Here is a 24,919-nt window from a genome sequence, read left to right on the forward strand (position 1 = left end):
GTTTAGCTGATCTGTTGGGGTAAATCAAAAAAGCATTGTACCTGATTACGCCCTGTCGCTTTGACTGCATATAACGCCTGATCTGCTTGTTTTAAAATCTCTTTTGGGTCGGCGTTGAACTGAGACATGGCGATGCCGAAGCTTGCACTGATACGAATTTCGCTTTGGTCTTTCAGGCGAATCGATAATTTTTGAATCGCGACTCGGCAACGTTCTGCAACACTTTGTACTTGTGCTAAAGGCGTATTGGGCAGCAATAAAATGAATTCCTCTCCGCCGAAGCGTCCAATATAATCCTGATGCCGTAAATGACTCGATAGACAATTGGCAACTTTGACCAATACCTCGTCGCCGATGTGATGACCGTGACGGTCATTCACCTGTTTAAAATGATCAAGATCGAGCAGAATAACAGCATAGCAGGATTTCGAGTCGAGTAAGTTCTGATGCAATGTTTGCAGGCAAAGATTGATACTGCGCCGATTGAGTACACAGGTTAACGGATCAATTTGGCTGAGACGTTCAATATACTCTTCACGATTACGCCATTGGGTGAGTAAAATTTCAAATAACAACAAACATGTCAGAAACACTGGAGCACTAAAAAATAACATGGTATTGACCCAGAAAGGCTGGATAAATATAGACTCCCCAGAAGACACGACATGGAAAAGTGGTGCATAGGGGATCAAACCCTGACTCGATAAATAGGTACAGCCGAACAACATAATACTTGCAGGAATCATTGCCACATAAATTAGACGGCGCTGAAAAAGAACCAAACCTACCCCAACAATACTCACATAACCAATCATGGTTGCAGGACTGAGTGTTCCGACTAAATAACTCGCATGGCACAAGCTTAAGGTAAACAGACCAATACTTAACCATGGGATGAACCGTTGCACCCAATTCCGATCACGGTAATAAAGGGTGGGAAAAAGCAGAAGTACAAACAGAGCCAATCCAATCACATCAACCCAAAAGCTGATGTTGAACAATGACATGTTGATCATGAACCAGTATTGGGGCTGCAAAAGAATATAAATTTTCCAGATAATCCAGGTGAGGTGCATGCCACATGCCAAGATTAAAATCAGGCTACATTTTTGCACAGTCGACCAGTTCATGACGACATTATCTTCAAAAACAGCTTTGATCAGTCGTTGTTTCATTTGCATATACCTTTGGCAATATCATCGAAAAATGAAGTGCCGTGTTAAAGTCGTTAAAATTTTAATTATTGTGATGTTTTGGGTGTATCTTCGATTTTGTATTTTAAGATAACATACTTAGATCTGTATGAAAATTGATCTTTATCTAAAAAAATTGATAAAATTCATATTGATATTTTATTGTTCATGTATTTTATGGCGACTTATATTATGTTAATTTTGATCATTTGGTTGAAATAATAAGATCTTAAAAAGTACATTTCATTGAATAAAACGACCTTATTCAATGAAATGTTTTACACATTAATCTTTGTCTAATTGATGGGCGAATTCAGAAATATCCGTTAGAGCGTGCTTGGCTTGATCAAACCAAGCACTAAACATTTGAAAATTATGCCACATCCCTGTGTAGAGCTTAAATTCTACATCTACCCCTGCTTGTTTTGCCTGATCGCGAAAACGCTTGGCATCATCCAGTAAAATTTCCTTAGAACCTACTTGTACCAATGTCGGTGGTAATCCTGATAAATCATCAAATAATGGAGAAACTTGGGGATTGTCGGTCGCAATACGATTACCGAGATAATAATCAATACCTGCTTCTAATGCTTCAATCGAGAGTAGAGCATCATGTTTTCGATTAAAACGTAATGACTCGCTGCTCAGGGTCAAATCCAAAAATGGCGACATTAAAATCAAACCACTAGGCTGTTCATCCTGATTTTCTTTCAGGCGTAAACAAAGTGCCAAAGCCAGATTGGCGCCACAGGAGTCGCCGGACAGAATAATATCTTTGGCTTGGATACCTTGATCCAATAACAACTGATAAATATCATACAGTGCGTCTAAAGCATCGGGAAAGCCACTTTCAGGTGCAAGAGGATAATCCACATGGATCACCTGCATTTGAGTACGAGCGGCGATATCCGTCATAAAAGCGCGATGTGTGTTTAAACTACCTAAAAAAAACGCGCCACCATGAATATGAAAAATAAGTTGAGTAGAAGACGATTGCGGTTTGATTTCCTCTGCTTTGATTCCTGCCAAACGAATCGGACGGATATGTACTTCTTTATTGACTGGAAAAATTCGACAGAGTTGGTCTAATGCTGTTCTGGTCGTACTGGGCGGTAAACTGAACTGGCTTGGGGTGCGAATGACTGTTTTTAAAAAAGCTTCGGTAATATATTGTTTCCACATGGTATTTATCTTCATCATTTTTTCATAGTTGAGGTCTAATTCTAAAAATCGTGCGAAATTAACTAAACAAGTTACAAGGCTACACTAATTAGTCACAGACAAAAATTGCAATATTGTTGTGAGTTTTGAATACTAAAGAGGTCAATAAAGACTTAGGGATACTAAACAAAAATGAAAAAATTTGCATTGGCAATTGGATTACTTGGTGCGACAGTTTTGGCAAATGCTGCTGATCCATTGAATGGTACGGTTTGGAAGACGATTGATGATCAAACGAAACAGCCAAAAGCGATTGTGAAATTCACTGAGCAAAAAAATGGCACGTTGTCTGCGACGATTCAAAATGTATTAACCCCAGGTGAAGAAAATTCTTGTACCAAGTGTGAAGGTCCATACAAGAACAAATCACTTAAAGGCGTCACCATTGTACATAACCTGAAAAATACAGGCGGTACAAGCTATGATGGTGGATCAATTCTTGATCCTAAAACCGGTAAAACCTATAAGCTCAAAGGTGAGTTGGCTGAAGGTGGTAAAAAACTGAATATTCGTGGTTATATCGGCATTTCAGCGCTTGGTCGTAATCAGACTTGGATCCGTGCTAACTGATCCAATCTTCGCTACATGATTTAAAATAGCCGAATTAAGATTCGGCTATTTTTTTTTCAGTTTTTAAGACGTGGCAAGTTGTTGATAAGCGCTTTCATCAAAACCGACCAGATAACCTGTAGAGGTTTGCAAAACAGGACGTTTAATCAAGCTTGGATGGGCAATTAATGTCTCAATCAAATTCGCTTCACTGCTAAGCGCAACTTGTTGTTCATCGGCAGATAACTTGCGCCATGTCGTACCTTTTTTATTCAAGAGGGTGTCTGCACCAATTTTTTCCAGCCAGACCTTAAGTGTTTCGGCGTCAATACCTTGCTTTTTATAATCATGAAATTCATAACTTAAGCCTTTTTCATTCAGTGCATCAAAGGCTTTTTTCATGGAGTTGCAATTTTTGATTCCATAAATTTTGAACATATACTTGAACTATATCAATGACAATGCGTCATAGCCTACCCAAAAAACACACAAAGCTCTAGTCTGTGTTGAAGCTGGTCAATATTGAAGATAACAATATCAGAAAATGTGAAAACCCAAAGACTTGTAAAATAGAACCAATGTCATCATATTGACATATGTTTTGGCTATGATGGTGATCAAAGAATTAAGAAAAAATATAAATAATGCATTGGATGCAAAAAAGAGAAAACCCGCATTTAATCATCCTGATCATGCGGGTCTCAGTCCAACGTCCATTGTCACATCCCTGAATAACCAAACTAGGTTATATTTTCCTTCCTACGGCGTCCTATCCTTTTGTCATCCTGACATGTCCCTGTGCCGTGCAGCTATAATGCGCTTAAACGGCTGTAAGAAAAATATACAATTTCCACAACAATTGTAGGTAATAACCATTAATTGAGTGTACAAGTGTACTTATTTTTAGCCGATTTTATAGTCAATAATCACAGGTGCATGGTCGCTAAACCATTGTTCTTTATATACCCAAGCATTGACTGTGCGTTCTTTCCAGTCAGGTGAGCAGGCATGATAATCAATACGCCACCCGACGTTTTTAGCACGGGCTTGCCCGCGATTTGACCACCAAGAGTACAGTTCTGCTTCTTGACGGACTTCACGGAATGTATCGACATAACCTAAATCATCATAGATATGATCGAGCCATGCACGTTCATGGGGTAAACAGCCAGAGGATTTTTGATTGCCTGACCAGTTTTTAATATCGATGCGTTTATGCACGATGTTATAGTCACCACAGACAATGATCGATTTATTCTCAGTACGCCATTGTTTTAAAATATGGGCATATTGCTCTAAAAACACATCTTTACGTGCCTGAGCTTCATCACCAGAAGAACCCGATGGCAAATAGAGTGAGCAGATATAGGCTGATTGATCGAGTCCTAAATCAAATTCAGCAGCAATAAAACGCCCTTGTGAGTCAGCCAGTTCAAACCCTAATCCATCCTGCACAGATTTAAATGGAATACGGCTATAAATTGCGGTGCCTGCATAGCCTGCACGTTCGGCAGGAAACAGGTGGGTGTACCAACCCTCTGGTTTAAATTTGTCAGTCCACTGTGCGTGGGTAATGCGACTCTCTTGCATACACACCACGTCTGCCTCAGACTGTTCGAGCCATTCAAGTAGCCCTTTGGTCACAGATGAACGTAAGCCATTTACGTTAATTGAAACCACACGTAGAATTTTTACATCACTTGGATAGCGATCCTTTGGTATCATGCGCAAGTTTGACCTCAATTGATGAATCTGGAGCACCTATGACAACGCCATCGTCTTTTAACCCGCAAGCCTTTATTGAACTCGCGTTATCACGCGGTGTGCTTAAATTTGGTGAGTTTACCCTAAAATCAGGACGTGTCAGTCCGTATTTTTTTAACGCAGGTTTGTTAAACGATGGTGAAGCATTGTCGCTATTGGCTCAAGGCTATGCCGATAAACTTGTACAATGTCAAAATGTCGATGTGATTTTTGGCCCTGCGTACAAAGGGATTCCATTTGTGGCGGCAACGGCTGTGGCATTGTCTCAAGTGCATGCTAAAAGCGTACCATGGGGTTTTAACCGTAAAGAAGCCAAAGACCATGGTGAAGGTGGTGTGTTGGTCGGTGCTGCGGTGGCGGGTCAAAAAGTCTGGATCATTGATGATGTGATCACGGCAGGGACTGCAATTCGTGAAGTGGTGACTATTTTAAAAAATGCGGGCGCAACCATTGCAGGGGTTTTGGTCGCTTTAGACCGTCAGGAACGAGGGCAAGGTGATTTGTCTGCGATTCAAGAAGTACAAAAAGAATTAGAAATCCCTGTACATGCTTTGATTACCATGAGAGATTTGATGGACTTTTTGGATGCCAAAGGCGAAAAAGAGGCTTTGGCAAATATGGAAGATTATCGTGTGAAGTATGGCATCTAATTTTTGGATGCTGGTGGGAGGAAGCGAGGGCTTCCTTTTTTATTGAGTTTAGTTCATGAATTTTGGTTAACAATGATTGAAAAATGATGAAATCAAAATGGTAAAAACTTATTGATTGATGTTTATTAATTTTATCTGTAAGAAACTTTCTGGTCTAATTTAAATAATTGATTTGGAGAGGTGTAAAAGGTACGACCATCCAAATTTAAATCAACTTCGATACCAGATTCTAGCAAAACTCTTTTACCGACTTCAATTTGTTTAAAACCTTGACGTGTATTTTGCATTTTATTGAGGGGAATTAATGAAACAATAATTTCAGTGCCATTTTTAGATTTTGCAATTAAATTATTTATTTTTAACAATTGATATCCTTTTTTAGAGATTTTTAATTTTGAAAATAGAAGTTAAAGTAATAAAAAATACGTATAAGTACTTTTTATTACTTTACTATGAAGCTATAAATATTTTAGATAGCCACAATATTTACAGCAGTCGGTCCTTTTTGACCTTGAGCTATACTGAATTCAACTTGCTGACCTTCAACTAAGGTTTTAAAACCTGAACTGGCGATTTCGCTGAAATGGGCAAAAACGTCTGGACCTGATTCTTGTTGAATAAAACCAAAACCTTTAGTTTCGTTAAACCACTTCACAGTACCTTTAACAATAGCTGAGTTTGACATAATATATCCTACTAATTTAAAAAAAATTGAGTCGTTTTATTGACCGATTATAACTTCGAAATAATAAAGAATGAGACTTAAAATCTAAACAACGAAGGATTATGACTAAAACTGCGATACTTAAGGAAGATCTACCGAAACAAGACTTTTTTTCTAGTTAAGCTGACTATACACTAAAAATAGAAATAATCAAGTTTTTAAATATATATATTTATTTTTTTTATAAATAATCAATTTTTTATAAAAAATAATTTAATTCAATACTATGTTTTTATTTTAAAGGGTGATTTCTACTCAACCCATTTAAACTGCTCAAATGATTTTTTTAATTCAGTGAATCAGTCCATCTTTCATCAGTGCCTTTTATTTCTCTTTATAGGAGAAAATAAATAGGGTTTAAACAATAATAAAAGAAGTCTAATGCAAGGGTATGTTTATTAAATCGCAGTTGTTTTGATTTTGCTTTCGTCAAGTCATTGTTTGGTAATGTCTAATTTAGCAATATTGAATTTAAGGCAACGCTTCTATTTATATTATAGTCCATCGGTGACGAACTCCGCATATAAGTCCCAAATAGACATATCAGATTTCTCCAAAATAAAATGCCCAGTTTTAGAAGATGCATTTTGCAGTTGCTGCTACCCATAGTGTGATCTGTTGATGCCTATGTTGGATAAAGTGCTCGTCTTATTTCCAGTATGCACTAAAGCATGCTCTACTTATTCACTCAAATACTAAACGTCACGCGCAAAGCTCGTTTATAATCAGTCCAATTGAAAATAAAGAGTGAGCTGGTGATGCGTGTACTTGTCGTGATGGACCCAATTGAAACAGTGAATCTCAAGAAAGATTCTACGATGGCCATGTTATGGGCAGCCAGCCGTCGCGGACATGAATTGGGCTATGCATTACAGCACGATTTATATATCGATCAAGGCAAAGCCTTTGGTCTAATCTCACCACTTCAAGTATTTGAAGATTACAACCATTATTACGAATTAGGTGAGAAGCTCAAAGAATCATTGGCTGATTACGATGTGGTCTTAATGCGTAAAGACCCACCATTCGACATGAACTTTGTGTATACCACTTATATTTTAGAACAAGCAGAACGTGAAGGCGCATGGATTATTAATAAACCGCAATCCTTGCGCGACTGTAACGAAAAGCTATTTGCTACGCAGTTTCCAGAGTTACAAGTACCCACTTTGGTCACGTCTCAACAAAGCCTGATTCGTGAATTTATCAAAACACATGGTGATGTGATTGTAAAACCGCTGGATGGCATGGGCGGTATGGGCATTTTTCGTTTGTACCAAGATGGTGTGAATATTGGTTCGACACTGGAAATGTTGACCGAAATGGGCACACGTCCCATCGTGGCGCAGCGTTATATTCCAGAAATCGTCGATGGCGATAAACGCATCTTGATGGTCAATGGCGAACCGATTTCATATTGCTTGGCACGTATTCCTCAAAATGGTGAAGTGCGCGGGAACTTGGCAGCAGGCGGTTTGGGTGAAGCACGCCCACTCACTGAAAATGACAAAATGATTGCTGCCAAAGTCGGACCATTCCTACGTGAAAAGGGCTTGGTATTTGTCGGGTTAGATGTGATTGGCAATTATGTCACTGAAATTAATGTCACCAGTCCAACCTGTATCCGTGAGATTGATGCGCAATATGGCACATCGATTGCAGATACCTTATTTGATGTGCTAGAAACAGGTTGTTAATCCCCCAAAATCAAGATGATATTCGACATCAGCTTTCGAATATCATCCATGCTGTCCTAAAAAATTCATCAATTTATATTTATTCTCATTTGCCACATCCTCAAAATGAAAATAAGGCAAAAAAGCAGCGCTTTATGTTGCAAACACGTGAAATTTGCTTTCCGTTCTGCTTGCTTTAGGATTAAAATGGATCGCTAAAATAATAGATGTGATTTCCCTATTTTCTTTTGAGTTGAAGAATTACACCGTGACCGATTCACCACAGCACACACCTAAACATGTCATGATGATGGCGGCCGGTACGGGCGGTCATGTATTTCCTGCATTGGCCGTGGCCAAAGAACTACAACAACAAGGTTGTCAGGTTTCTTGGCTCGCCACACCAGCAGGCATGGAAAACCGATTACTCAAAGATCAAAATATTCCGCTTTATCAAATTGATATCCAAGGTGTACGCGGTAATGGTGCTGTACGCAAATTATTGGCTCCGTTTAAAATTTTAAAAGCTACCTTGAGCGCGATGCGCTATATGAAACAACTCAAAATCGATGCAGTCGCAGGCTTTGGCGGTTATGTGGCCGGGCCAGGTGGTTTGGCAGCGCGTATTTTGGGGATTCCTATCTTGATCCATGAGCAAAATGCCGTGGCTGGTTTTACCAATTCACAACTATCGCGTATTGCCAGCAAAGTCTGTGAGGCCTTTGCAAACACTTTTACTGCCAGTGAAAAAGTGGTCACCACGGGCAATCCAGTACGTAAAGAAATTGCAGAAATCCTCAGCCCAAAATGGCGTTATGACATCCGAGCGCAAGACAATCAGCCCTTAAATATTCTCATTGTGGGTGGGTCATTGGGTGCGCAAGCCTTAAATGAACGGTTGCCAGAAGCCTTAAAAAAATTAGATATGCCGCTGAATGTGTTTCATCAATGTGGTCAAAAACAGCTCGATGAAACCACAGCACGTTATGCGAATGCACCCGCACATTTAACTGCGAAGGTCATGCCGTTTATTGAAGATATGGCAAAAGCCTATAGTGAAGCAGATTTAATCATTTGCCGTGCAGGGGCTTTGACCGTGACTGAGGTCGCGACCGCAGGTGTGGCGGCTGTTTTTGTACCGCTGCCGATAGCTGTAGATGATCACCAGACTGCCAATGCTAAATTTCTGGCAGATATTGGCGCGGCAAAGATTTGCCAACAATCTGCCATGACCCCAGAATATTTACATACTCTTTTGAGTGGATTGATGAATCGTCAGTTATTGTCTGAAATGGCAGTCAAGGCGCGTCAACACGCTCAACCTCAAGCGACTCAAACCGTCGCTGATCTTATTCAAGCTTTATAATTTCGAGTTCGCTATGTCACCATCAACACCAGCTGATCAAGCTAAAAAACTGATTAAAGTCCCTGAAATGCGCCGCATCAAACACATTCATTTTGTGGGCATTGGGGGTGCGGGCATGTGTGGCATCGCCGAAGTACTCAAAAATCAGGGCTATAAAGTTTCGGGTTCGGATATTAAAGCCTCAAATACCACAGCCCAGTTAGAAGAGAAGGGTATTAAGGTTTATATCGGACATACGGCGGATAATATTCAAAATGCCAATGTCTTAGTGGTGTCGACCGCAATTGATCCTGAAAATCCAGAAGTGAAAGCGGCCATAGAAAGCCGAACTCCTGTAGTACGTCGCGCTGAAATGCTTGGTGAATTGATGCGTTATCGTCATGGTATTGCGGTTGCAGGTACACACGGTAAAACCACAACCACCAGTTTACTGACGACGATGTTGGCTGAAGAAAATCTTGATCCGACTTATGTCATTGGCGGTTTGCTGAATCGTACAGGGGTGAATGCAGCTTTAGGTGCAAGTCGTTTTATTGTGGCTGAAGCTGATGAGTCAGATGCTTCATTTTTATATCTAGAGCCAATGGCAGCAATTGTCACCAATATCGATGCCGACCATATGGACACTTATGGTGGCAGTTTCGACACGCTAAAAGATACTTTTGTGCAGTTTTTGCATAAATTGCCGTTTTATGGTTTGGCTGTGGTCTGTGGTGATGATGCTAATATTCAGGAAATTTTGCCGCGTATTGGTCGTCCAGTCTTGACCTATGGTTTTGGTGAAGATAATGATATTCGTGCGGTTGAGGTCGAGCAGGATGGTATGCGCTCACATTTTACCGTGCTTCGTAAAGACCGTGAGCCATTACGTTTAACGATTAATCAGCCGGGTTTACACAATGTCTTAAATGCGCTTGCGGCGATTGGTGTAGCAACCGATGAAGGTGTATCGGATGCTGCCATTAGTCGTGCGCTAGAAGGCTTTAGTGGCGTGGGACGTCGTTTTCAGGTTCAGGGTGAATTTGAGTTGGGCGAAGGTAATGTCAAATTGGTGGATGATTATGGACATCATCCTAAAGAAGTGGAAGCGACCATTAAAGCCGCGCGTCAAAGTCATCCAGATCGCCGTTTGGTGATGATGTTCCAGCCGCATCGTTTTAGTCGTACCCGTGACTGTTTTGATGATTTTGTTGATGTGTTATCGCAAGTGGATCAACTGTTATTGCTCGAAGTTTATCCTGCGGGCGAAAAACCAATTGTTGGTGCAGATAGCCGCTCACTGGCACGGAGTATTCGTTTACGCGGTGAAGTTGAACCGATTTTGGTTGATCCCGTAGAAGGCAACCTGCAAAACGTGATACAAAAAGTGTTACAACCGAATGACTTGTTATTAACACAGGGTGCAGGTAACGTGGGAGCAATTTCAGTCGAACTGGCTCAGCATCATTTGTATTTAAAATAATGCAGTTCACCCTTTTCAATATTGTGCTTTAAAAGTTTAAGGATATAAACGTGTCAAATGCTTCAAAATTCGGCAAAGTTGCCGTGTTGTTCGGTGGGAAATCGGCTGAACGTGAGGTCTCTTTAGATAGTGGCAACGCGGTACTTGAAGCCTTGTTACGTTCAGGTGTACAAGCAGAAGCATTTGACCCTAAACATCGTAGTGTCACTGAGTTAGTGAATTATGATCGCGCTTTCATCGTGTTGCATGGTCGTGGCGGTGAAGATGGTCAAATTCAGGGAACACTGGAATGGTTAGATGTGCCCTATACTGGCACAGGCGTTCAGGGTTCAGCCATTGGCATGGATAAAATCAAAACCAAGCAAATCTGGCAAGGGACTGATTTACCGACAGCCCCGTATCGCATTATCAGCAAAGACTCCAATATTGATGAGATTGTAGATAGCTTGGGATTACCGGTAATTATCAAGCCAGTCCATGAAGGGTCAAGTATTGGTATGAGCAAGGTCGAGAAGAAAGAAGACTTTGCGCAGGCGATTGCCAAAGCCACTGAACATGATGCGATTGTGATGGCAGAAAAGTGGATTACGGGGTGTGAATACACCATTGTGGTGTTAAATGGTGAGGCGTTACCTGTGATTCGTCTGGAACCTCCAAAAGATGTGGCATTTTACGATTACGATGCCAAATACCAACGCAATGATGTGCAATATGGTATTCCATCAGGCCTTAGCGAATCAGACGAAAAGCAACTGCAACAACTCACCTTACGTGCCTTTCAGGCGGTAGGTGCAAGTGGTTGGGGACGTGTCGATGCTATGCAGGATGAACAAGGGAATTTCTGGTTATTAGAAATTAATACTGTGCCGGGAATGACCAGTCACTCATTGGTGCCTAAAGCCGCCAAAGCGGTGGGGGTTGGGTTTGATGAGTTATGTGTTGCGATTTTAGAACAAACGCTTCAAGGTACGGCTCACTAACTTATGGCTCAACTTCCAGCATCCATGAGCCGTCGTCGTGCGGCCATTACTTCCATCCACGAAAAACCGCCTTCGCCTAAGCAAAAGTTAGTCAATGCGGGTGGGTGGTTATTGTTGCTGGTCGCATTTGTGGTGCTTGGTTTAGGTATCTTTGGCTTGTATAAAGTTATTACCGATGCGCGAATTGCTGAATTAAGTATCGTCGGTACTCACTCGACAACAGAACAACAACAACTCATTCAACACATTCAGCCTATTGTTAAAGATAATTACTTTACTTCGGATCTTGAGCAAGTCCGAGATAAAGCGCTTGAGATTTCATGGGTAGATCGTGTGGTTGTATCACGTGCTTGGCCCAATAGTATTCGAGTCCGTGTATTGCCACGTCATGCGATTGCGCGTTGGGGCACTGGACGATTGTTGAGTGATGGCGGGGATGTGTTTAGCGAAGCAGATCCACAAAATCATCCAAATTTGCCGATGTTGCATGGTCCGCTCAGTCAATCCAAAGCCATGATGCGTCGTTATAACGAAATTAACCAGTTATTTCATCCGGTCAATCTAAGGTTAAAAGAGTTATATTTAACTGAACGAATGACTTGGTTTATGCAGTTTGATTCAGGTTTAAGGGTCATTGTGGATCAGGATCAAACCATGAGTAAGTTGCAGCGCCTGAGTCATCTTGCGCAAACTGACCTAAAACCCGTATGGCCTAAAATCTCTGCCATTGATTTGCGATACCGAAATGGATTATCACTACAATGGAAGAACGCTATACCACCCAAAATTGTCAATGGTCAGTTTGTTGTAACCAATGATGACACAAATGTTGCAGGTGGAATAACCACGAAGCCATAATATGTGGTTTTAAAATAACAGGCATTTTTGCCCATACTAAACAACGAACAAGTGGTAGTGAGTAATGAGTGAAGCTGTTCCCTCGATTGTTGCGATTGATATTGGGACACATAAAGTTTCAGTTTTAATTGGTAGAGTTCACGCACCGGATAATATTCAGGTCATCGGGATGGCAAACGCGCCGAACCGAGGTATGAATAAAGGAAAAATTGTTAGCTTGGATAAGGTGATTGCTGCAATTAAAAATGCCGTTGCCGAAGCAGAAAATATGGCGGAATGTCGTGTACATACTGCATGGGTATCGATTCCAAGTACAGAATTACAGAGTTTTTATGCCTCAGGTCGCACTCCCATTGCCAAAGCTGACCATACGATCAGTACCAATGAAGTGGTGCGCGCATTAGAATTGGCTAAAGCCAGTCATGTGACGCCAGATTATTATCTGGCCAGTGCCGTGCCGTTGGGTTTTGAACTGGATGATGAACCTGAATGGGTACAAAACCCGATTAATATGTCAGCGCATAGTATGACGGGACATTATCAACTGATGATGATGCCGATTAGTACCATGCAAAATCTGGATCGTGCCATGAAAGGCGCCAATATTGGTGTCGAAAAAATGGTGGTATCTAGTTTGGCAACTGCGGAAGCCAGTTTACTCAAAGACGAAAAAGAATATGGCGTCTGCTTGCTGGATATTGGAGCAGGAACCACCAATATTGCGGTCTATCTGGATGGTCGTTTGGCTTTGGCGCGAACATTACAGCGCGGTGGAGAAAATGTCACACGTGATATCGCTGCCGTGTTACAAACGACGACTGAAGAAGCCGAGCGAATCAAGATTTTACATGGCTGCGTCGATTTGAGTGTGGTCAAACCTGATCATATGATTCAGGTACAGGCCATTGATGGACCGCAAACCATTAGTCGCATTGAGCTTGCTGAAATCATTATTGCACGGTATGAAGAGATTTTTACCCAGATACGTGAAGAGCTTGAACGTACAGGCGCGCTAAGTGGTTTATATCATGGTGTTGTACTGACCGGTGATGCCTGCCAAATCGAAGGCATGGTGAGTCTGGCACGACGTATGCTTGGTGTTTCTGCACATTTGGGTAATCCACCTTTACAGGTGTATGCTGATGATCAACATCAAGCCGCATTACGCCGCTCAATGTATGCAACAGCAGCGGGACTTTTGCTTTTTAGCCAAAGCGAATTGCAAGATGCAGTTGAAGAAGCAGATGAAGTCAATGACCGCACATTTGTGGATCGTGTAGTCAATGGCTGGAATACTTTGAATAGCAAGTTAAAAGCTATTTTTTAAGATGTATATATTTATTGGGAATATTGTTTGGAAGTTGTAAGAGAAAATTGTCATACTTGACAAGGGAAGTATTGCACAGCATTCTAAAATCTATTGTTTTTTGAAGTATTAAGGCAGTATACGGGCTGAAGTGACTGCCACTTATTGAAATTAGGAACCTTAAAGGTCATGGCATCATTTGAATTTATAGAAGATGAACTAAGCGATAGTAACGGACAAGCCCGTTTCACTGTATTTGGTGTTGGTGGTGGTGGTGGTAATGCCGTACAGCACATGGTGCAATCCGATATTAAGGGCGTAAAGTTTGTCTGTGCCAATACAGATAAGCAAGCGTTGGATAGCATGAATGCACCGTTTAAAATTCAGTTAGGTGAACAAAGCACCCGTGGCTTGGGTGCAGGTGCCAATCCTGAAGTGGGTCAAATTGCGGCTGAAGAAAGCCGTGAAGTGATTCGCCAACATCTTGAAGGCACCGACATGGTGTTTGTGACTGCGGGAATGGGCGGTGGTACAGGTACAGGTGCTGCGCCAGTGGTTGCTGAAGTGGCTAAAGAGATGGGCATCCTAACCGTAGGTGTCGTGACTACACCTTTTAATTTTGAAGGTCGTCGTCGTCAACGTTCTGCTGAAAAAGGCATTGATGCACTAGAGTCTCATGTTGACTCACTCATCATTATTCCAAACCAGCGTTTGCTGAGTGTGTATGGCGACATCTCAATGAAAGATGCCTACAAAAAAGCAGATGATGTGTTATTAAATGCGGTTCGTAGTATCTTCGACTTGGTTGTGAATCGTGGTCACATCAACCTCGACTTCGCGGATTTGAAAACTGCCATGAGTACTCGTGGTTATGCCATGATGGGTGCTGGTTTGGGTCGTGGTGAAGATCGTGCCCGTCAGGCAGCAGAACAGGCAATCCGTAGTCCATTGCTGGATAATGTCAATATTATTAATGCCAAAGGCGTGTTGATTAATATCACAGGTGGTGATGATATTACCTTACGTGAAACTGAAATTATTACCGATGTCGTCAATCAAATTGTGGATCTGGACGAAGGTGAAATTTTCTACGGTACAGTATTTGATCCTGATGCACGTGATGAACTTCGTGTCACTGTGATTGCAACAGGTTTAACCCGTAATGCATCTGATGCAGAACAACAGCCAAGAAAACGTTCAGGTGTTGGACACGTCCAAGTACCAAGTTCGCATCCAACCGATGAAGACGATGTTCCTGCGATCAATAAACGTCAAAATACTGAAGCGCCAGCAGCAACTACTGCGGGCGCAGCGCCACGCTCATCTCCGATGAGCATTCAGGACTATCTAAAAAATCAACAGCGCAAGTAATAAAATCAAACATTTAAAAGGAGGCAGTGTATTTACACTGCCTTTTTTGTTTTTTATCAATAGCTAAATGTGCTAACGTATAGCGGTTTTAAATTGAAGTTAGAGTAGCATGTTGAAACAACGTACCCTCAAACGTGTGGTGAAAGCCAGTGGAATTGGTCTCCATAGTGGTCAAAAAGTGATGATCAATTTTCTGCCGCATGTTATTGATGGGGGAATCGTGTTTCGTCGGATTGATTTAAATCCACCTGTGGATATTCAGGCCAATGCTTTGCTGATTCAGGAAGCTTTTATGTGCTCTAATCTGGTTCAGGATGACATCAAGGTGGGCACCATTGAACATGTAATGAGTGCAATCGCAGGTTTGGGGATCGATAATCTAATCATTGAAGTATCAGCTTCTGAAGTTCCGATTATGGATGGTAGCGCAGGCCCATTTATTTATCTGCTGATGCAAGGCGAACTCGTTGAGCAAAATGCACCGAAAAAATTTATTAAAATTTTAAAGCCTGTTGAAGCATTAATTGATGATAAACGTGCCAAATTTAGTCCGCACGAAGGCTTCCAACTGAATTTTACCATTGATTTTGATCATCCTGCCTTTGCCAAAGAATATCAATCTGCCACCATCGACTTTTCCACTGAAACCTTTGTCTATGAAGTTAGTGAGGCGCGTACTTTCGGATTTATGAAAGATCTGGATTATCTAAAAGCCAATAATTTAGCGTTAGGTGCAAGTCTGGATAACGCGATTGGGGTGGATGATACGGGTGTCGTGAACGAAGAGGGTTTGCGTTTTTCAGATGAATTTGTCCGTCATAAAATTTTGGATGCAGTTGGTGATTTATATTTAATGGGACATCAAATTGTTGCCAAATTCGATGGTTATAAATCAGGTCATGCACTCAACAATCAATTATTACGCAATGTTCAAAGTGATCCAGATAATTACGAAATTGTAACATTTGATAACGAAATAGACTGCCCGATTTCTTATGTAAGTGTGAGCTAAGTCATTGTCTTGGTGGGGTATGTTATATTGTAACTTTGAATTGTGTTAAGTGTGTCACAATATTAATCAAGCACAGTTTTATATTTTGAAATGGTTGTTACTTTTTATTGCTTGCCAAACGTAACAAAGCTTGGCTAAGCTTAGGGTCGTTCACTAATCCAGCAGCACTTCGTAACATTTCTTGGGTGTCTGGTGATAAAGAAGTGACTTCAGTTACATGACTTTGATGCTGATTTTGAGATGTATTTCTTAAACGAAGCTGAAGTTTCTGTAAATCCTGTAGTCCTTCGATTTGAGTGAGCTTAGAAATGTATTGTGTTTGAAGATATCCGAGCTGACTGATCATGGCCTGATTTTCGCCTGTAATCGTCAAAACACCATACTGATAACAGACCACCTGCCATTTTTCTGGTTGCGGCAGTAGGGGCTGAATAAGTTTCGTAAGTCTTTGCCATTGTGCGACTTGCGTTGTAAGAAACGTTAGGTTTCCTGTTTTTATGTGTTTTCTTGTTTGTTGAAACACGTTTTTAGGATCAGTCATCGGGATTGAGTTTTCCTCATCAGATTACGGTCATCTTAAACGTTCATTTCAATAGATATCAAGGACGAGATCACGCAAGAAACTTTTTAAGAACAGTTCAAGAGGTTTTTATGCATTCGAGACGTATACTACTTGCTTTTTCACTGGCAGCTTCTGCTGCATCAGTTGCTTTCGCAGATTATCAAACACTGAATAGCCAAGATGCACCAGACCGCTTAGAAGCATTGTCTCGTACACTTTCGCAAGGCTCTTACACTCATCCTGATGATCTTGATCTACCAGCATCAGCCAAAGTATCGGTGACGCTACGCGAGAAAACAGTTGAATTAAATAACGAATCTCTTGAAAAGAAATATGGGAAAACTGGTAACTCAGCTAGATTCTCAGCTTCAAGTAACAATCCCTATTCTTCATGGCTAATCAAACATCCATTACCTGAGATGACTCGTATTTCATCTGAATACGGTATGCGTACGTTGATGGGCACTACACGTGGACACTCTGGTATTGATTTAGCTGCGCCAAGTGGTACGCCTATTTATGCAACAGGTCCCGGTATCGTGACCAAAGCAGGTTGGGGCACAGGTTATGGTCAATACGTTGAAGTCAATCATGGGAACGGTTATTTGACTCGTTACGCTCATGCATCACGCATCATGGTGCGTGCAGGTGATCAAGTTCAAGCAGGTGAGCATATTGCCAATGTCGGTTGTACTGGACGTTGTACAGGCCCTCATCTACATTTTGAAGTGGTACGTGATGGAGAACGTAAAAATCCATCTAGTTACCTCGCCTTGCTTCCATAATTGCTTTATTGGTCATGCTCACTCCGTGCAATATTTCTATTATTTAAGTTAGCATCAGATTTAAAATATTGTGTATAAAAAATCGCCTATATTGGCGATTTTTTGTTATTTTGAGTAATGAAAAGTCAATAACTATTTATTATCTAAATAATGCTGTCAATCTGTATTCACTGGCATGGCTAACTTGCGCCACCCCAAATATGATAAAAATATGGACTAACCGTAGACTAAGGAAAAGGTGAGTTATGGCGTTTTATGGTGATTCCGACGCACAAGAAACCCAAGAATGGCAAGATGCTTTCGATTCCGTTTTGCAGCATATGGGTACAGAACGTGCTGCTTTTTTACTCGAAAAGCTCTATCAACGCGCAATTGCGAAGCATGTGCCTATTCAGCGCCTAAATACTCCTTACTTAAATACCATTTCAGTAGAAGAACAACCAGCGATGCCGGGTGATCAGGATATGGAGCGTCGTATTCGTGCGCTTATTCGCTGGAATGCATTGGCAATGGTATTACGCGCCAATAAAACTGGTGACGATTTGGGTGGCCATTTGGCCAGTTTTGCATCTTCAGCCACCTTGTATGATGTAGGTTTTAACCATTTTTTCCGTGCCAATAGTGATAGTTTTGGCGGCGACATGATTTATTACCAAGGTCACTGTGCACCTGGTATTTATGCCCGTTCCTTTCTTGAAGGTCGTTTGACTGAAGAACAATTGAGTAACTTCCGCCGTGAAGTGAATGGCAATGGTTTATCTAGCTATCCGCATCCCTATTTGATGCCTAACTATTGGCAGTTCCCAACCGTATCGATGGGTCTGGGACCGATCATGTCGATTTATCAGGCCCATATTCAAAAATATCTGATGAACCGTGGCTTAATTAAAGAAGAAAACCGTAAAGTCTGGGCGTATCTCGGTGATGGTGAAATGGATGAGCCTGAAAGTACAGGTGCCATTTCACTGGCAGGTCGTGAAAAGTTAGATAACTTGATCTGGGTGGTGAACTGTAATTTACAGCGTCTAGATGGTCCTGTGCGTGGTAATGGTAAAATCATTCAGGAATTAGAGTCCTTATTCCGTGGCGCGGGCTGGCGTGTGATTAAAGTGGTCTGGGGTCGTCATTGGGATCCGCTATTAGCCAATGACAAATCAGGTGCATTAAAAGCCGTGATGGAAGAAGCGGTTGATGGTGATTATCAGCGTTATCAGGTCAAGGGTGGAGCGTATACACGGGCACACTTCTTTGGTAAATATCCTGAAGCTGAAGAGTTGGTGAAAAACTTAAGCGATGAAGATATTGATAATCTGAATCGTGGTGGTCATGACCCGTATAAAGTCTATGCAGCCTATGCTGAAGCCATGAAGAGTACAGGTCAACCAACCGTGATCTTGGCGAAAACCGTAAAAGGTTATGGCTTGTCGGATGAGATCGAAGCGGGGAATAAAACCCATCAGATTAAAAAGATGCACGTTGATTCACTCAAATATGTACGTGATCGCTTCAATCTGCCATTTACCAATGAGCAACTTGAAGAATTACCGCTATACCGTCCAGCAGAAAACTCGCCAGAGCTTAAATATATGAAGGCGCGTCGTGAAGCATTAGGGGGTTATCTGCCGGCACGTCGTAAAGAGAGTGAAGCGTTAGCCATTCCTGATATTTCGATTTTCGATAGCGTCCTCAGCGGTAGTAACGGTAAAGAACAATCGACCACCATGGTGATGGTGCGTTTAATTGCGGCGTTGCTGAAAGAAAAGGCCATTAAAGACCGTGTCGTTCCAATTGTACCTGATGAAGCACGTACTTTTGGTCTGGAAGGCATGTTCCGTCAATTGGGTATTTATGCTGCGCATGGTCAGAAATATACGCCTGAAGACAATGAACAGCTCATGAACTATCGTGAAGCAAAAGATGGCCATATGCTACAAGAAGGGATCAATGAAGCGGGTGCCATGAGTGCATGGGCTGCGTTGGGTACGAGTTATTCAACCAATAACTTGCCAATGATCCCAATGTATATGTACTACTCGATGTTTGGTTTCCAGCGTATTGGTGATATTGCTTGGGCAGCAGGCGATGCACAGGCACAAGGTTTCTTGCTCGGTGCAACAGCAGGTCGTACAACTTTGAACGGCGAAGGTTTACAGCATCAGGATGGTCATTCTCACATTCTGGCCAGTACCATTCCCAACTGCGTAGCATATGATCCTTGCTTTGGTTATGAGTTGGCTGTGGTGGTGCATGATGGTTTACAGCGTATGTACGTCAATCAGGAACGTGTGTTCTATTACTTAACAGTCATGAATGAAAACTACGAACATCCAGAAATGCCAGTAGGTGCTGAAGAAGGCATCAAGCGTGGGATGTACTTGTTTGAAAAAGATGACAAGGCCACCGTGCAGCTCCTTGGTTCGGGTGTGATTCTGCGTGAAGTGATTAAAGCAGCGAAGATCTTGCGTGAAGAGTATCAGATTCATTCCAATATCTGGAGCGTCACCAGCTTTAACGAGTTAGCTCGTGATGGTATGGCGTGTGATGAATACAACCGCTTGCATCCACTGACTGAAGTCACCAAAGAATCTTGGGTGTCTCAGCAGTTGCGTGGCACAGATGGTATTGTGGTATCAGCAACTGATCACATGCGCGCCTATAGCGAACAAATTCGCGCTTATCTGCCAGATAACCGTCCTTATGTGACTTTGGGTACAGATGGTTATGGTCGTTCAGATACACGGGGGAATTTGCGTAGTTACTTTGGCGTTGATGCAGCACACATCGTGGTTGCCACATTGAAAAAACTGGCAGATGAAGGTGAAGTTGAAAACCGTTTGGTGAAAGATGCCATTTCAAGCTTTGAATTGGAAACGGATCGTCCTGTCGCATGGGCACCTCAGGCACATCCTGAAGTTCAGCCTGTTGCAGCTTACCAAGAACAATCAGGTGAGGGGAACTAAGACATGCAAGTGAAAACACCTGATATTGGCGTAGAAAAAGCAACGGTTGCCGAGATTTTAGTCAAGGTTGGCGACCAGATTTCTGAAAATGACAGTCTGATTTTACTTGAATCAGATAAGGCATCTGTTGAAGTTCCAAGCACAGCTTCTGGTGTGGTCAAAAGTATTTTGGTCAATCAGGGTGACGAGGTAACAGAAGGCACTGCTCTCATTGAATTAGAAAGCGGTACCAGTCAAAGTAATGAAGCTGCATCTAAAGAACAGGCACCTGTTCAAGCAGAGGCGGCTCCTAAATCGACCACATCTGAAACCCCAGAGCAAGTAGCAACGCAACCGATGGCTTCCACTTCATCTGGAACAACCACCGTGGTTGAGGTGCAAGTGCCAGATATTGGCGTAGAAAAGGCCACAGTTGCGGAACTCTTAGTCAAAGTGGGCGATGAAATTTCAGAAAATGACAGTCTGATTTTGCTTGAATCCGACAAAGCATCGGTTGAGGTGCCAAGCCCTGTTTCTGGAACCGTTGAAAGTGTTGCAGTGAAAGAGGGTGACAGTGTTAAAGAAGGTGTGCTTTTACTTAAAGTGAAAACACAAGCTGCAAGTGAAGAGACAACTGAACAAACAGCTACGGCAAATGAAAATACCGTAGCACAACCTGCCGAGACCACTTCAACAACTGTTGAAGATGAAATGGTTAGCTCAGGTGAACAGGAAATTAGCGTACCTGATTTGGGTGTTGATAAAGCCACGGTATCTGAAATTTTAGTACAAGTGGGTGATCATGTAGACGCACAACAAAGTTTGTGTGTGGTTGAATCTGATAAAGCTTCAGTTGAAGTGCCTAGTAGTATCGCGGGTGTGGTCAAAGCGATTCATGTCAGTGTTGGACAAGAGGTTAAACAGGGCATTGCGCTGGCAACGATTGAAGGTGAAGCAAAATCAGCGCCTAAAGCCAAAGCGCAAGCTGCTGCACCTGCTGCCCAAACGAGTTCAGTCAAAACCCAAAGTGTTACAAAACCTGCCGAACAACCAAAGCTTACTGCAGTTGATTCGGCAAGCAAGCTGAGTCAGGCACAAGAAGCTGAAAATGCTAAAGTCTATGCAGGACCTGCGGTGCGTAAGCTTGCACGTGAGCTGGGTGTAATTTTGGCACAGGTCAAAGCATCTGGTGAGCATGGGCGTTTGATGAAAGAAGACATCTATGCCCATGTGAAACAACGTATGACGGCTCCTGTGCCAACGGCAACGACTTCTGCGGCACCTGTTGCTTCTGGATTACCAGCATTGCCAGATTTTACTGCTTTTGGCGGCGGTGAAATCAAAACCATGACGCGTTTACAACAAGTATCTGTGCCGCAATTGTCACTCAATAATTTTATTCCGCAAGTGACTCAGTTTGACTTGGCAGATATTACCGAGCTTGAAGCATGGCGTGGTGAGTTAAAAGATGGCTTTAAAAAGCAAGGCGTGAGTCTGACGATTTTAGCCTTTATTGCGAAAGCAGTTGCGCATTTGCTGAAAGAAGAGCCTTACTTTGCTGGACACTTGGCTGATGATCAAAAATCAGTTTTGCTCCGCAATGAAATTCATATGGGGATTGCAGTCGCGACACCTGATGGTTTAACGGTACCTGTGCTGCGTAACCCAGATCAGAAATCGATTAAGCAAATAGCTGTTGAATTAGGTGAACTTAGTCAAAAAGCACGCGATAAGAAATTATCGCCGAAAGACTTACAAGGCGCTAACTTCACCATTACCAGTTTAGGTTCAATTGGTGGAACGGCATTTACGCCATTGGTGAACTGGCCACAAGTCGCGATTTTGGGTATTTCACCTGCAACCATGCAGCCTGTATGGAATGGCAAGGACTTCGATCCGCGCTTAATGTTACCATTATCGTTGTCTTATGATCACCGTGTGATCAATGGTGCTGATGCAGCGCGCTTTACCCATAAGCTGACCAAGTTGCTCAAAGATATTCGCACACTGTTGATTTAAAATCTGTATTGAAGATTGAAAAAAACCTCGCTTTGGCGAGGTTTTTTTTGTTTAGGTCTTATTTGAACGATCGATATGGTTTTCGATTTTTGTTTACATGAGATCAGTAAATAAACATTTTTTTAGTATGTTTAATACAGGATTGATCTAAACATTACACAGGGATGCACTAACATAAATGATGAGAAGTGACGCAATTAAAAGAAATACTTTTAAAACAGTCTAGGAGTAAAGTAATGACAAACCAGAATGATCAAAAAAATTTAGAAGTAGATTCTGATCGTTTGCAAAGCAACAAGATTAAAGCCAACGATCTGGATGTCAATATTTTGGAAAATGATGAATTTTCATCACAGCAACTCGAAGGTTTAACCGATAGTGCTGAATTAGATGAAGAGTTTAAGCAGGAGAAAAAAATGAAATCAAACCAAGATTCTAATCAATCAAGTGAACAAACAGATACTGGTCAGGATGACAGTCAGGGCAATCAAGCGATACGTGAAGCTGTGGAAAAAATTGATGCAGAGCAGTTAGAGGAAAATTTAAAAGATCGTCATCCAGAGCATCCTAGTCCAAATCCTGCTCCATTTATATCGCGAGATGAGGAGAAATAGATCGAATCAGATCAAAAAATTTGATTTTGTATTCAAGAGATGATTCGTTCTGTATTAAAAATCTATTCAAAATAATATGAATTATTTTCTTAATTTGATATGATAAGGCTACTTCATTGGGGAGTAGCCTCCAGTTACGCAAAGTAATTGGGTGATGATCAACATAATTGTTCCACCGAACATGGTCATCATAGCTTGAACGTTTGCGCGTTCTTTAGTTGGCAAGACCTTTGATTTATCGTTCTGCACTTTTGGCTAGCAGGGGCGATAGGTCATAGGTATATATGCTAGCCAGAGAACAGATATGCAAGAATTCCTGATTTCGACTTCTGTTGTTGCCCTTGCTGAAATGGGCGACAAAACCCAGCTTCTCGCGCTTTTACTCGCTGCCCGGTTCCGCAAACCTGTTCCTATTCTGATTGCAATATTGTTGGCAACGACCATCAACCACGGTTTATCTGCGGTGTTGGGTCAATGGCTCACTACAGTCTTAAACCCAACGGTGATGGTATGGGTGTTGGCGATTGGTTTTATTGGAATGGCACTCTGGATGTTAATTCCAGATAAACTGGATGATGAAACCGATAGTATTAATAAATGGCAACGTTTTGGTGTGTTTGGCGCCACCTTTATCTTATTTTTTCTAGCTGAAATTGGAGATAAAACACAAATTGCGACAGTCGCTTTAGCCGCCCGTTTCGATAGCGTATTTTGGGTAATGCTGGGTACGACCGTTGGCATGATGATTGCCAATGCGCCAGCGGTATTTATAGGCAACAAAATGGCAGATCGTTTGCCAATCTCGCTGATTCATAAAATTGGTGCTGCGATTTTTCTGATCGTCGGTATTTCAACCTTGGTTCAGCATTATTTCTTTTAAAACAAATATAAATGATCAAGCATCTGTTCGCAGGTGCTTTTTTATGCCTAATTCCCAGTCCTAAACAAGTCATAATTTTATCGCAATTAGAATCCCATTGTTTTATTATGGAATTAAACTAAAATTTATCTTAATTGGGGAATTGGGGTATGACATTTGAACATACAACTTCACAAGTGTTATTTGATCGTGATGGGCATCGGTGTATTCGCTTTAGTAGCTTAGTCAAAGGTGAAGGGGTACAGGCAAATCAATTTTTGATTATTGATCAACAACGCGCCGCTGTCTTGGATCCTGGTGGCGATTTGACCTATATGCCATTAACCATGGAACTGAATAAATATACCCGTCTGGAAAATCTGGACTATGTCATGGCCTCGCATCAGGATCCAGATATTATTACCTCTATGCCTCGTTGGCTGGTCTATACGAATGCCAAAGTGGTGGCTTCAAAACTTTGGGCACGATTTTTACCGCATTTAAGTTCAACGTTTATGAGTGAACGGATGAAAGGGCACTGGCTAGATCGGCTGATTGAATTGCCTGATGAGGGGCAAGTGTTGCCTTTGGGAAATAGTCATATTGTGGTGGTGCCAGGACATTTTTTACATTCTGTGGGTAACTTCCAGTTTTATGATCCTATCTCGAAAATTCTATTTTCAGGTGATATGGGGGCTTCGATGGTGGAGGATGCTGCAAAACCGATCGAAAATTTTGCTGAACATATTCCAAACATGAAAGGCTTTCATCAGCGTTATATGTGTTCTAATCGCGTCATTCGCTTATGGGTCAATATGGTTCGTCAGATGGATGTCGAAATGATCGTGCCTCAACACGGAACAGCATTTGTTGGAAAGGCACAGGTTCATGCGTTTTTGGACTGGATAGAGGACTTACCCTGTGGGATTGATCTTATGGATCAGACCAATTTTGCATATCCTGTTAAATGATCAATTCATAACAGATTTTGATAGTGACTCTGTTTTAA

23 protein-coding genes and 1 riboswitch are annotated in these 24,919 nt (G+C 41.8%); of the genes, 16 read left to right on the forward strand and 7 right to left on the reverse strand.

What is annotated here, in order from left to right; genetic code table 11:
- Positions 1-2: 2 nt before the first annotated feature.
- Together J500_RS09560 and J500_RS09565 are read right to left on the reverse strand one after the other, a co-directional pair.
- Entirely contained in the window at positions 3-1,175 is a 1,173-nt protein-coding gene (locus J500_RS09560; protein WP_004985904.1) for a GGDEF domain-containing protein, read from the reverse strand.
- Between the two features lie 303 nt (positions 1,176-1,478).
- Positions 1,479-2,390: an alpha/beta hydrolase gene (locus tag J500_RS09565; protein WP_026039892.1), complete on the reverse strand. Its 912-nt coding sequence runs from the start codon at positions 2,388-2,390 to the stop codon at positions 1,479-1,481.
- Between the two features lie 156 nt (positions 2,391-2,546).
- Here J500_RS09565 and J500_RS09570 point away from each other — a divergent pair, with 156 nt between their 5' ends.
- The gene (locus tag J500_RS09570; RefSeq protein WP_004985898.1) at positions 2,547-2,984 is read left to right on the forward strand and encodes a DUF2147 domain-containing protein; all 438 of its coding nucleotides are present in this window, start codon (positions 2,547-2,549) and stop codon (positions 2,982-2,984) included.
- A gap of 63 nt (positions 2,985-3,047) precedes the next feature.
- On the opposite strand, the gene J500_RS09575 is transcribed toward J500_RS09570, so the two are convergent.
- On the reverse strand, positions 3,048-3,401 hold the full coding sequence (locus J500_RS09575) for an arsenate reductase (RefSeq protein WP_010588674.1): 354 nt from the start codon (positions 3,399-3,401) through the stop codon (positions 3,048-3,050).
- Positions 3,402-3,866: 465 nt separating this feature from the next.
- A complete protein-coding gene (locus tag J500_RS09580; RefSeq protein ID WP_004985895.1) occupies positions 3,867-4,688 on the reverse strand; it encodes an exodeoxyribonuclease III in 822 nt (273 codons plus the stop codon).
- Between the two features lie 38 nt (positions 4,689-4,726).
- Here J500_RS09580 and pyrE point away from each other — a divergent pair, with 38 nt between their 5' ends.
- Positions 4,727-5,377, forward strand: coding sequence for an orotate phosphoribosyltransferase (gene pyrE / locus J500_RS09585; protein ID WP_004985893.1), 651 nt, complete (start codon positions 4,727-4,729; stop codon positions 5,375-5,377).
- Positions 5,378-5,508: 131 nt separating this feature from the next.
- Here the strand turns inward: pyrE and J500_RS09590 are convergent, their stop codons facing one another.
- Together J500_RS09590 and J500_RS09595 are read right to left on the reverse strand one after the other, a co-directional pair.
- Positions 5,509-5,742, reverse strand: a complete 234-nt coding sequence (locus J500_RS09590) for a hypothetical protein (protein WP_004985891.1) — start codon at positions 5,740-5,742, stop codon at positions 5,509-5,511.
- A gap of 104 nt (positions 5,743-5,846) precedes the next feature.
- Positions 5,847-6,062 carry a cold-shock protein gene (locus J500_RS09595; RefSeq protein ID WP_004985890.1) on the reverse strand — a complete coding sequence of 72 codons (216 nt, stop codon included), beginning with the start codon at positions 6,060-6,062 and terminating at the stop codon, positions 5,847-5,849.
- A gap of 797 nt (positions 6,063-6,859) precedes the next feature.
- Between J500_RS09595 and gshB the strand changes: the two genes are divergently transcribed.
- The 8 genes from gshB (at position 6,860) to lpxC (ending at position 16,132) form a co-directional block, all read left to right on the forward strand.
- Positions 6,860-7,798, forward strand: a complete 939-nt coding sequence (gene gshB, locus J500_RS09600) for a glutathione synthase (protein ID WP_004985886.1) — start codon at positions 6,860-6,862, stop codon at positions 7,796-7,798.
- A 247-nt stretch (positions 7,799-8,045) separates the two neighbouring features.
- The gene (gene murG, locus J500_RS09610) at positions 8,046-9,143 is read left to right on the forward strand and encodes an undecaprenyldiphospho-muramoylpentapeptide beta-N-acetylglucosaminyltransferase (protein WP_004985882.1); all 1,098 of its coding nucleotides are present in this window, start codon (positions 8,046-8,048) and stop codon (positions 9,141-9,143) included.
- A 13-nt stretch (positions 9,144-9,156) separates the two neighbouring features.
- Positions 9,157-10,605 carry a UDP-N-acetylmuramate--L-alanine ligase gene (gene murC, locus J500_RS09615; protein ID WP_004985875.1) on the forward strand — a complete coding sequence of 483 codons (1,449 nt, stop codon included), beginning with the start codon at positions 9,157-9,159 and terminating at the stop codon, positions 10,603-10,605.
- 50 nt (positions 10,606-10,655) lie between these two features.
- Positions 10,656-11,585 (forward strand): D-alanine--D-alanine ligase, encoded by a 930-nt coding sequence (locus J500_RS09620; protein WP_004985873.1) that lies wholly within the window; start codon positions 10,656-10,658, stop codon positions 11,583-11,585.
- Positions 11,586-11,588: 3 nt separating this feature from the next.
- A complete protein-coding gene (locus J500_RS09625) occupies positions 11,589-12,443 on the forward strand; it encodes a cell division protein FtsQ/DivIB (protein ID WP_034699338.1) in 855 nt (284 codons plus the stop codon).
- Between the two features lie 64 nt (positions 12,444-12,507).
- The gene (gene ftsA / locus J500_RS09630; protein ID WP_004985871.1) at positions 12,508-13,770 is read left to right on the forward strand and encodes a cell division protein FtsA; all 1,263 of its coding nucleotides are present in this window, start codon (positions 12,508-12,510) and stop codon (positions 13,768-13,770) included.
- A gap of 168 nt (positions 13,771-13,938) precedes the next feature.
- Entirely contained in the window at positions 13,939-15,120 is a 1,182-nt protein-coding gene (gene ftsZ, locus J500_RS09635; protein WP_034699341.1) for a cell division protein FtsZ, read from the forward strand.
- A gap of 109 nt (positions 15,121-15,229) precedes the next feature.
- Positions 15,230-16,132, forward strand: coding sequence for a UDP-3-O-acyl-N-acetylglucosamine deacetylase (gene lpxC, locus J500_RS09640; RefSeq protein ID WP_004995566.1), 903 nt, complete (start codon positions 15,230-15,232; stop codon positions 16,130-16,132).
- A gap of 97 nt (positions 16,133-16,229) precedes the next feature.
- Here the strand turns inward: lpxC and J500_RS09645 are convergent, their stop codons facing one another.
- The gene (locus J500_RS09645) at positions 16,230-16,673 is read right to left on the reverse strand and encodes a hypothetical protein (RefSeq protein WP_004985868.1); all 444 of its coding nucleotides are present in this window, start codon (positions 16,671-16,673) and stop codon (positions 16,230-16,232) included.
- A 110-nt stretch (positions 16,674-16,783) separates the two neighbouring features.
- On the opposite strand from J500_RS09645, the gene J500_RS09650 reads away from it, so the two are divergent.
- The 6 genes from J500_RS09650 to J500_RS09675 all read left to right on the forward strand — a co-directional run bounded on the left by J500_RS09650 (position 16,784) and on the right by J500_RS09675 (position 24,881).
- Positions 16,784-17,479, forward strand: coding sequence for a M23 family metallopeptidase (locus tag J500_RS09650; RefSeq protein WP_004985866.1), 696 nt, complete (start codon positions 16,784-16,786; stop codon positions 17,477-17,479).
- 245 nt (positions 17,480-17,724) lie between these two features.
- On the forward strand, positions 17,725-20,439 hold the full coding sequence (gene aceE, locus J500_RS09655; protein WP_034699345.1) for a pyruvate dehydrogenase (acetyl-transferring), homodimeric type: 2,715 nt from the start codon (positions 17,725-17,727) through the stop codon (positions 20,437-20,439).
- 3 nt (positions 20,440-20,442) lie between these two features.
- Positions 20,443-22,437 (forward strand): 2-oxo acid dehydrogenase subunit E2, encoded by a 1,995-nt coding sequence (locus J500_RS09660; RefSeq protein WP_004995561.1) that lies wholly within the window; start codon positions 20,443-20,445, stop codon positions 22,435-22,437.
- Between the two features lie 236 nt (positions 22,438-22,673).
- Positions 22,674-23,051 carry a hypothetical protein gene (locus tag J500_RS09665; RefSeq protein ID WP_004985857.1) on the forward strand — a complete coding sequence of 126 codons (378 nt, stop codon included), beginning with the start codon at positions 22,674-22,676 and terminating at the stop codon, positions 23,049-23,051.
- Between the two features lie 104 nt (positions 23,052-23,155).
- Positions 23,156-23,279, forward strand: a riboswitch (yybP-ykoY riboswitch).
- Between the two features lie 76 nt (positions 23,280-23,355).
- Positions 23,356-23,931 (forward strand): TMEM165/GDT1 family protein, encoded by a 576-nt coding sequence (locus J500_RS09670; RefSeq protein WP_004985854.1) that lies wholly within the window; start codon positions 23,356-23,358, stop codon positions 23,929-23,931.
- Between the two features lie 149 nt (positions 23,932-24,080).
- Complete coding sequence (locus J500_RS09675; RefSeq protein ID WP_004995559.1) at positions 24,081-24,881, forward strand: MBL fold metallo-hydrolase; 801 nt, start codon at positions 24,081-24,083, stop codon at positions 24,879-24,881.
- The last annotated feature ends 38 nt before the right edge of the window (positions 24,882-24,919 follow it).

Source organism: Acinetobacter sp. 479375 (genome assembly GCF_000581715.1).
Classification (GTDB): domain Bacteria; phylum Pseudomonadota; class Gammaproteobacteria; order Pseudomonadales; family Moraxellaceae; genus Acinetobacter; species Acinetobacter ursingii.

What these genes read in the sequence shown, in the direction of transcription:
- J500_RS09560 (WP_004985904.1), bottom strand. Translation starts at nt 1,175, where the DNA reads ATGAAACAACGACTGATCAAAGCTGTTTTTGAAGATAATGTCGTCATG.
- J500_RS09565 (WP_026039892.1), bottom strand. Translation starts at nt 2,390, where the DNA reads ATGAAGATAAATACCATGTGGAAACAATATATTACCGAAGCTTTTTTA.
- J500_RS09570 (WP_004985898.1), top strand. Translation starts at nt 2,547, where the DNA reads ATGAAAAAATTTGCATTGGCAATTGGATTACTTGGTGCGACAGTTTTG.
- J500_RS09575 (WP_010588674.1), bottom strand. Translation starts at nt 3,401, where the DNA reads ATGTTCAAAATTTATGGAATCAAAAATTGCAACTCCATGAAAAAAGCC.
- J500_RS09580 (WP_004985895.1), bottom strand. Translation starts at nt 4,688, where the DNA reads ATGATACCAAAGGATCGCTATCCAAGTGATGTAAAAATTCTACGTGTG.
- pyrE (WP_004985893.1), top strand. Translation starts at nt 4,727, where the DNA reads ATGACAACGCCATCGTCTTTTAACCCGCAAGCCTTTATTGAACTCGCG.
- J500_RS09595 (WP_004985890.1), bottom strand. Translation starts at nt 6,062, where the DNA reads ATGTCAAACTCAGCTATTGTTAAAGGTACTGTGAAGTGGTTTAACGAA.
- gshB (WP_004985886.1), top strand. Translation starts at nt 6,860, where the DNA reads ATGCGTGTACTTGTCGTGATGGACCCAATTGAAACAGTGAATCTCAAG.
- murC (WP_004985875.1), top strand. Translation starts at nt 9,157, where the DNA reads ATGTCACCATCAACACCAGCTGATCAAGCTAAAAAACTGATTAAAGTC.
- J500_RS09625 (WP_034699338.1), top strand. Translation starts at nt 11,589, where the DNA reads ATGGCTCAACTTCCAGCATCCATGAGCCGTCGTCGTGCGGCCATTACT.
- ftsA (WP_004985871.1), top strand. Translation starts at nt 12,508, where the DNA reads ATGAGTGAAGCTGTTCCCTCGATTGTTGCGATTGATATTGGGACACAT.
- ftsZ (WP_034699341.1), top strand. Translation starts at nt 13,939, where the DNA reads ATGGCATCATTTGAATTTATAGAAGATGAACTAAGCGATAGTAACGGA.
- lpxC (WP_004995566.1), top strand. Translation starts at nt 15,230, where the DNA reads ATGTTGAAACAACGTACCCTCAAACGTGTGGTGAAAGCCAGTGGAATT.
- J500_RS09645 (WP_004985868.1), bottom strand. Translation starts at nt 16,673, where the DNA reads ATGACTGATCCTAAAAACGTGTTTCAACAAACAAGAAAACACATAAAA.
- J500_RS09650 (WP_004985866.1), top strand. Translation starts at nt 16,784, where the DNA reads ATGCATTCGAGACGTATACTACTTGCTTTTTCACTGGCAGCTTCTGCT.
- aceE (WP_034699345.1), top strand. Translation starts at nt 17,725, where the DNA reads ATGGCGTTTTATGGTGATTCCGACGCACAAGAAACCCAAGAATGGCAA.
- J500_RS09660 (WP_004995561.1), top strand. Translation starts at nt 20,443, where the DNA reads ATGCAAGTGAAAACACCTGATATTGGCGTAGAAAAAGCAACGGTTGCC.
- J500_RS09665 (WP_004985857.1), top strand. Translation starts at nt 22,674, where the DNA reads ATGACAAACCAGAATGATCAAAAAAATTTAGAAGTAGATTCTGATCGT.
- J500_RS09670 (WP_004985854.1), top strand. Translation starts at nt 23,356, where the DNA reads ATGCAAGAATTCCTGATTTCGACTTCTGTTGTTGCCCTTGCTGAAATG.
- J500_RS09675 (WP_004995559.1), top strand. Translation starts at nt 24,081, where the DNA reads ATGACATTTGAACATACAACTTCACAAGTGTTATTTGATCGTGATGGG.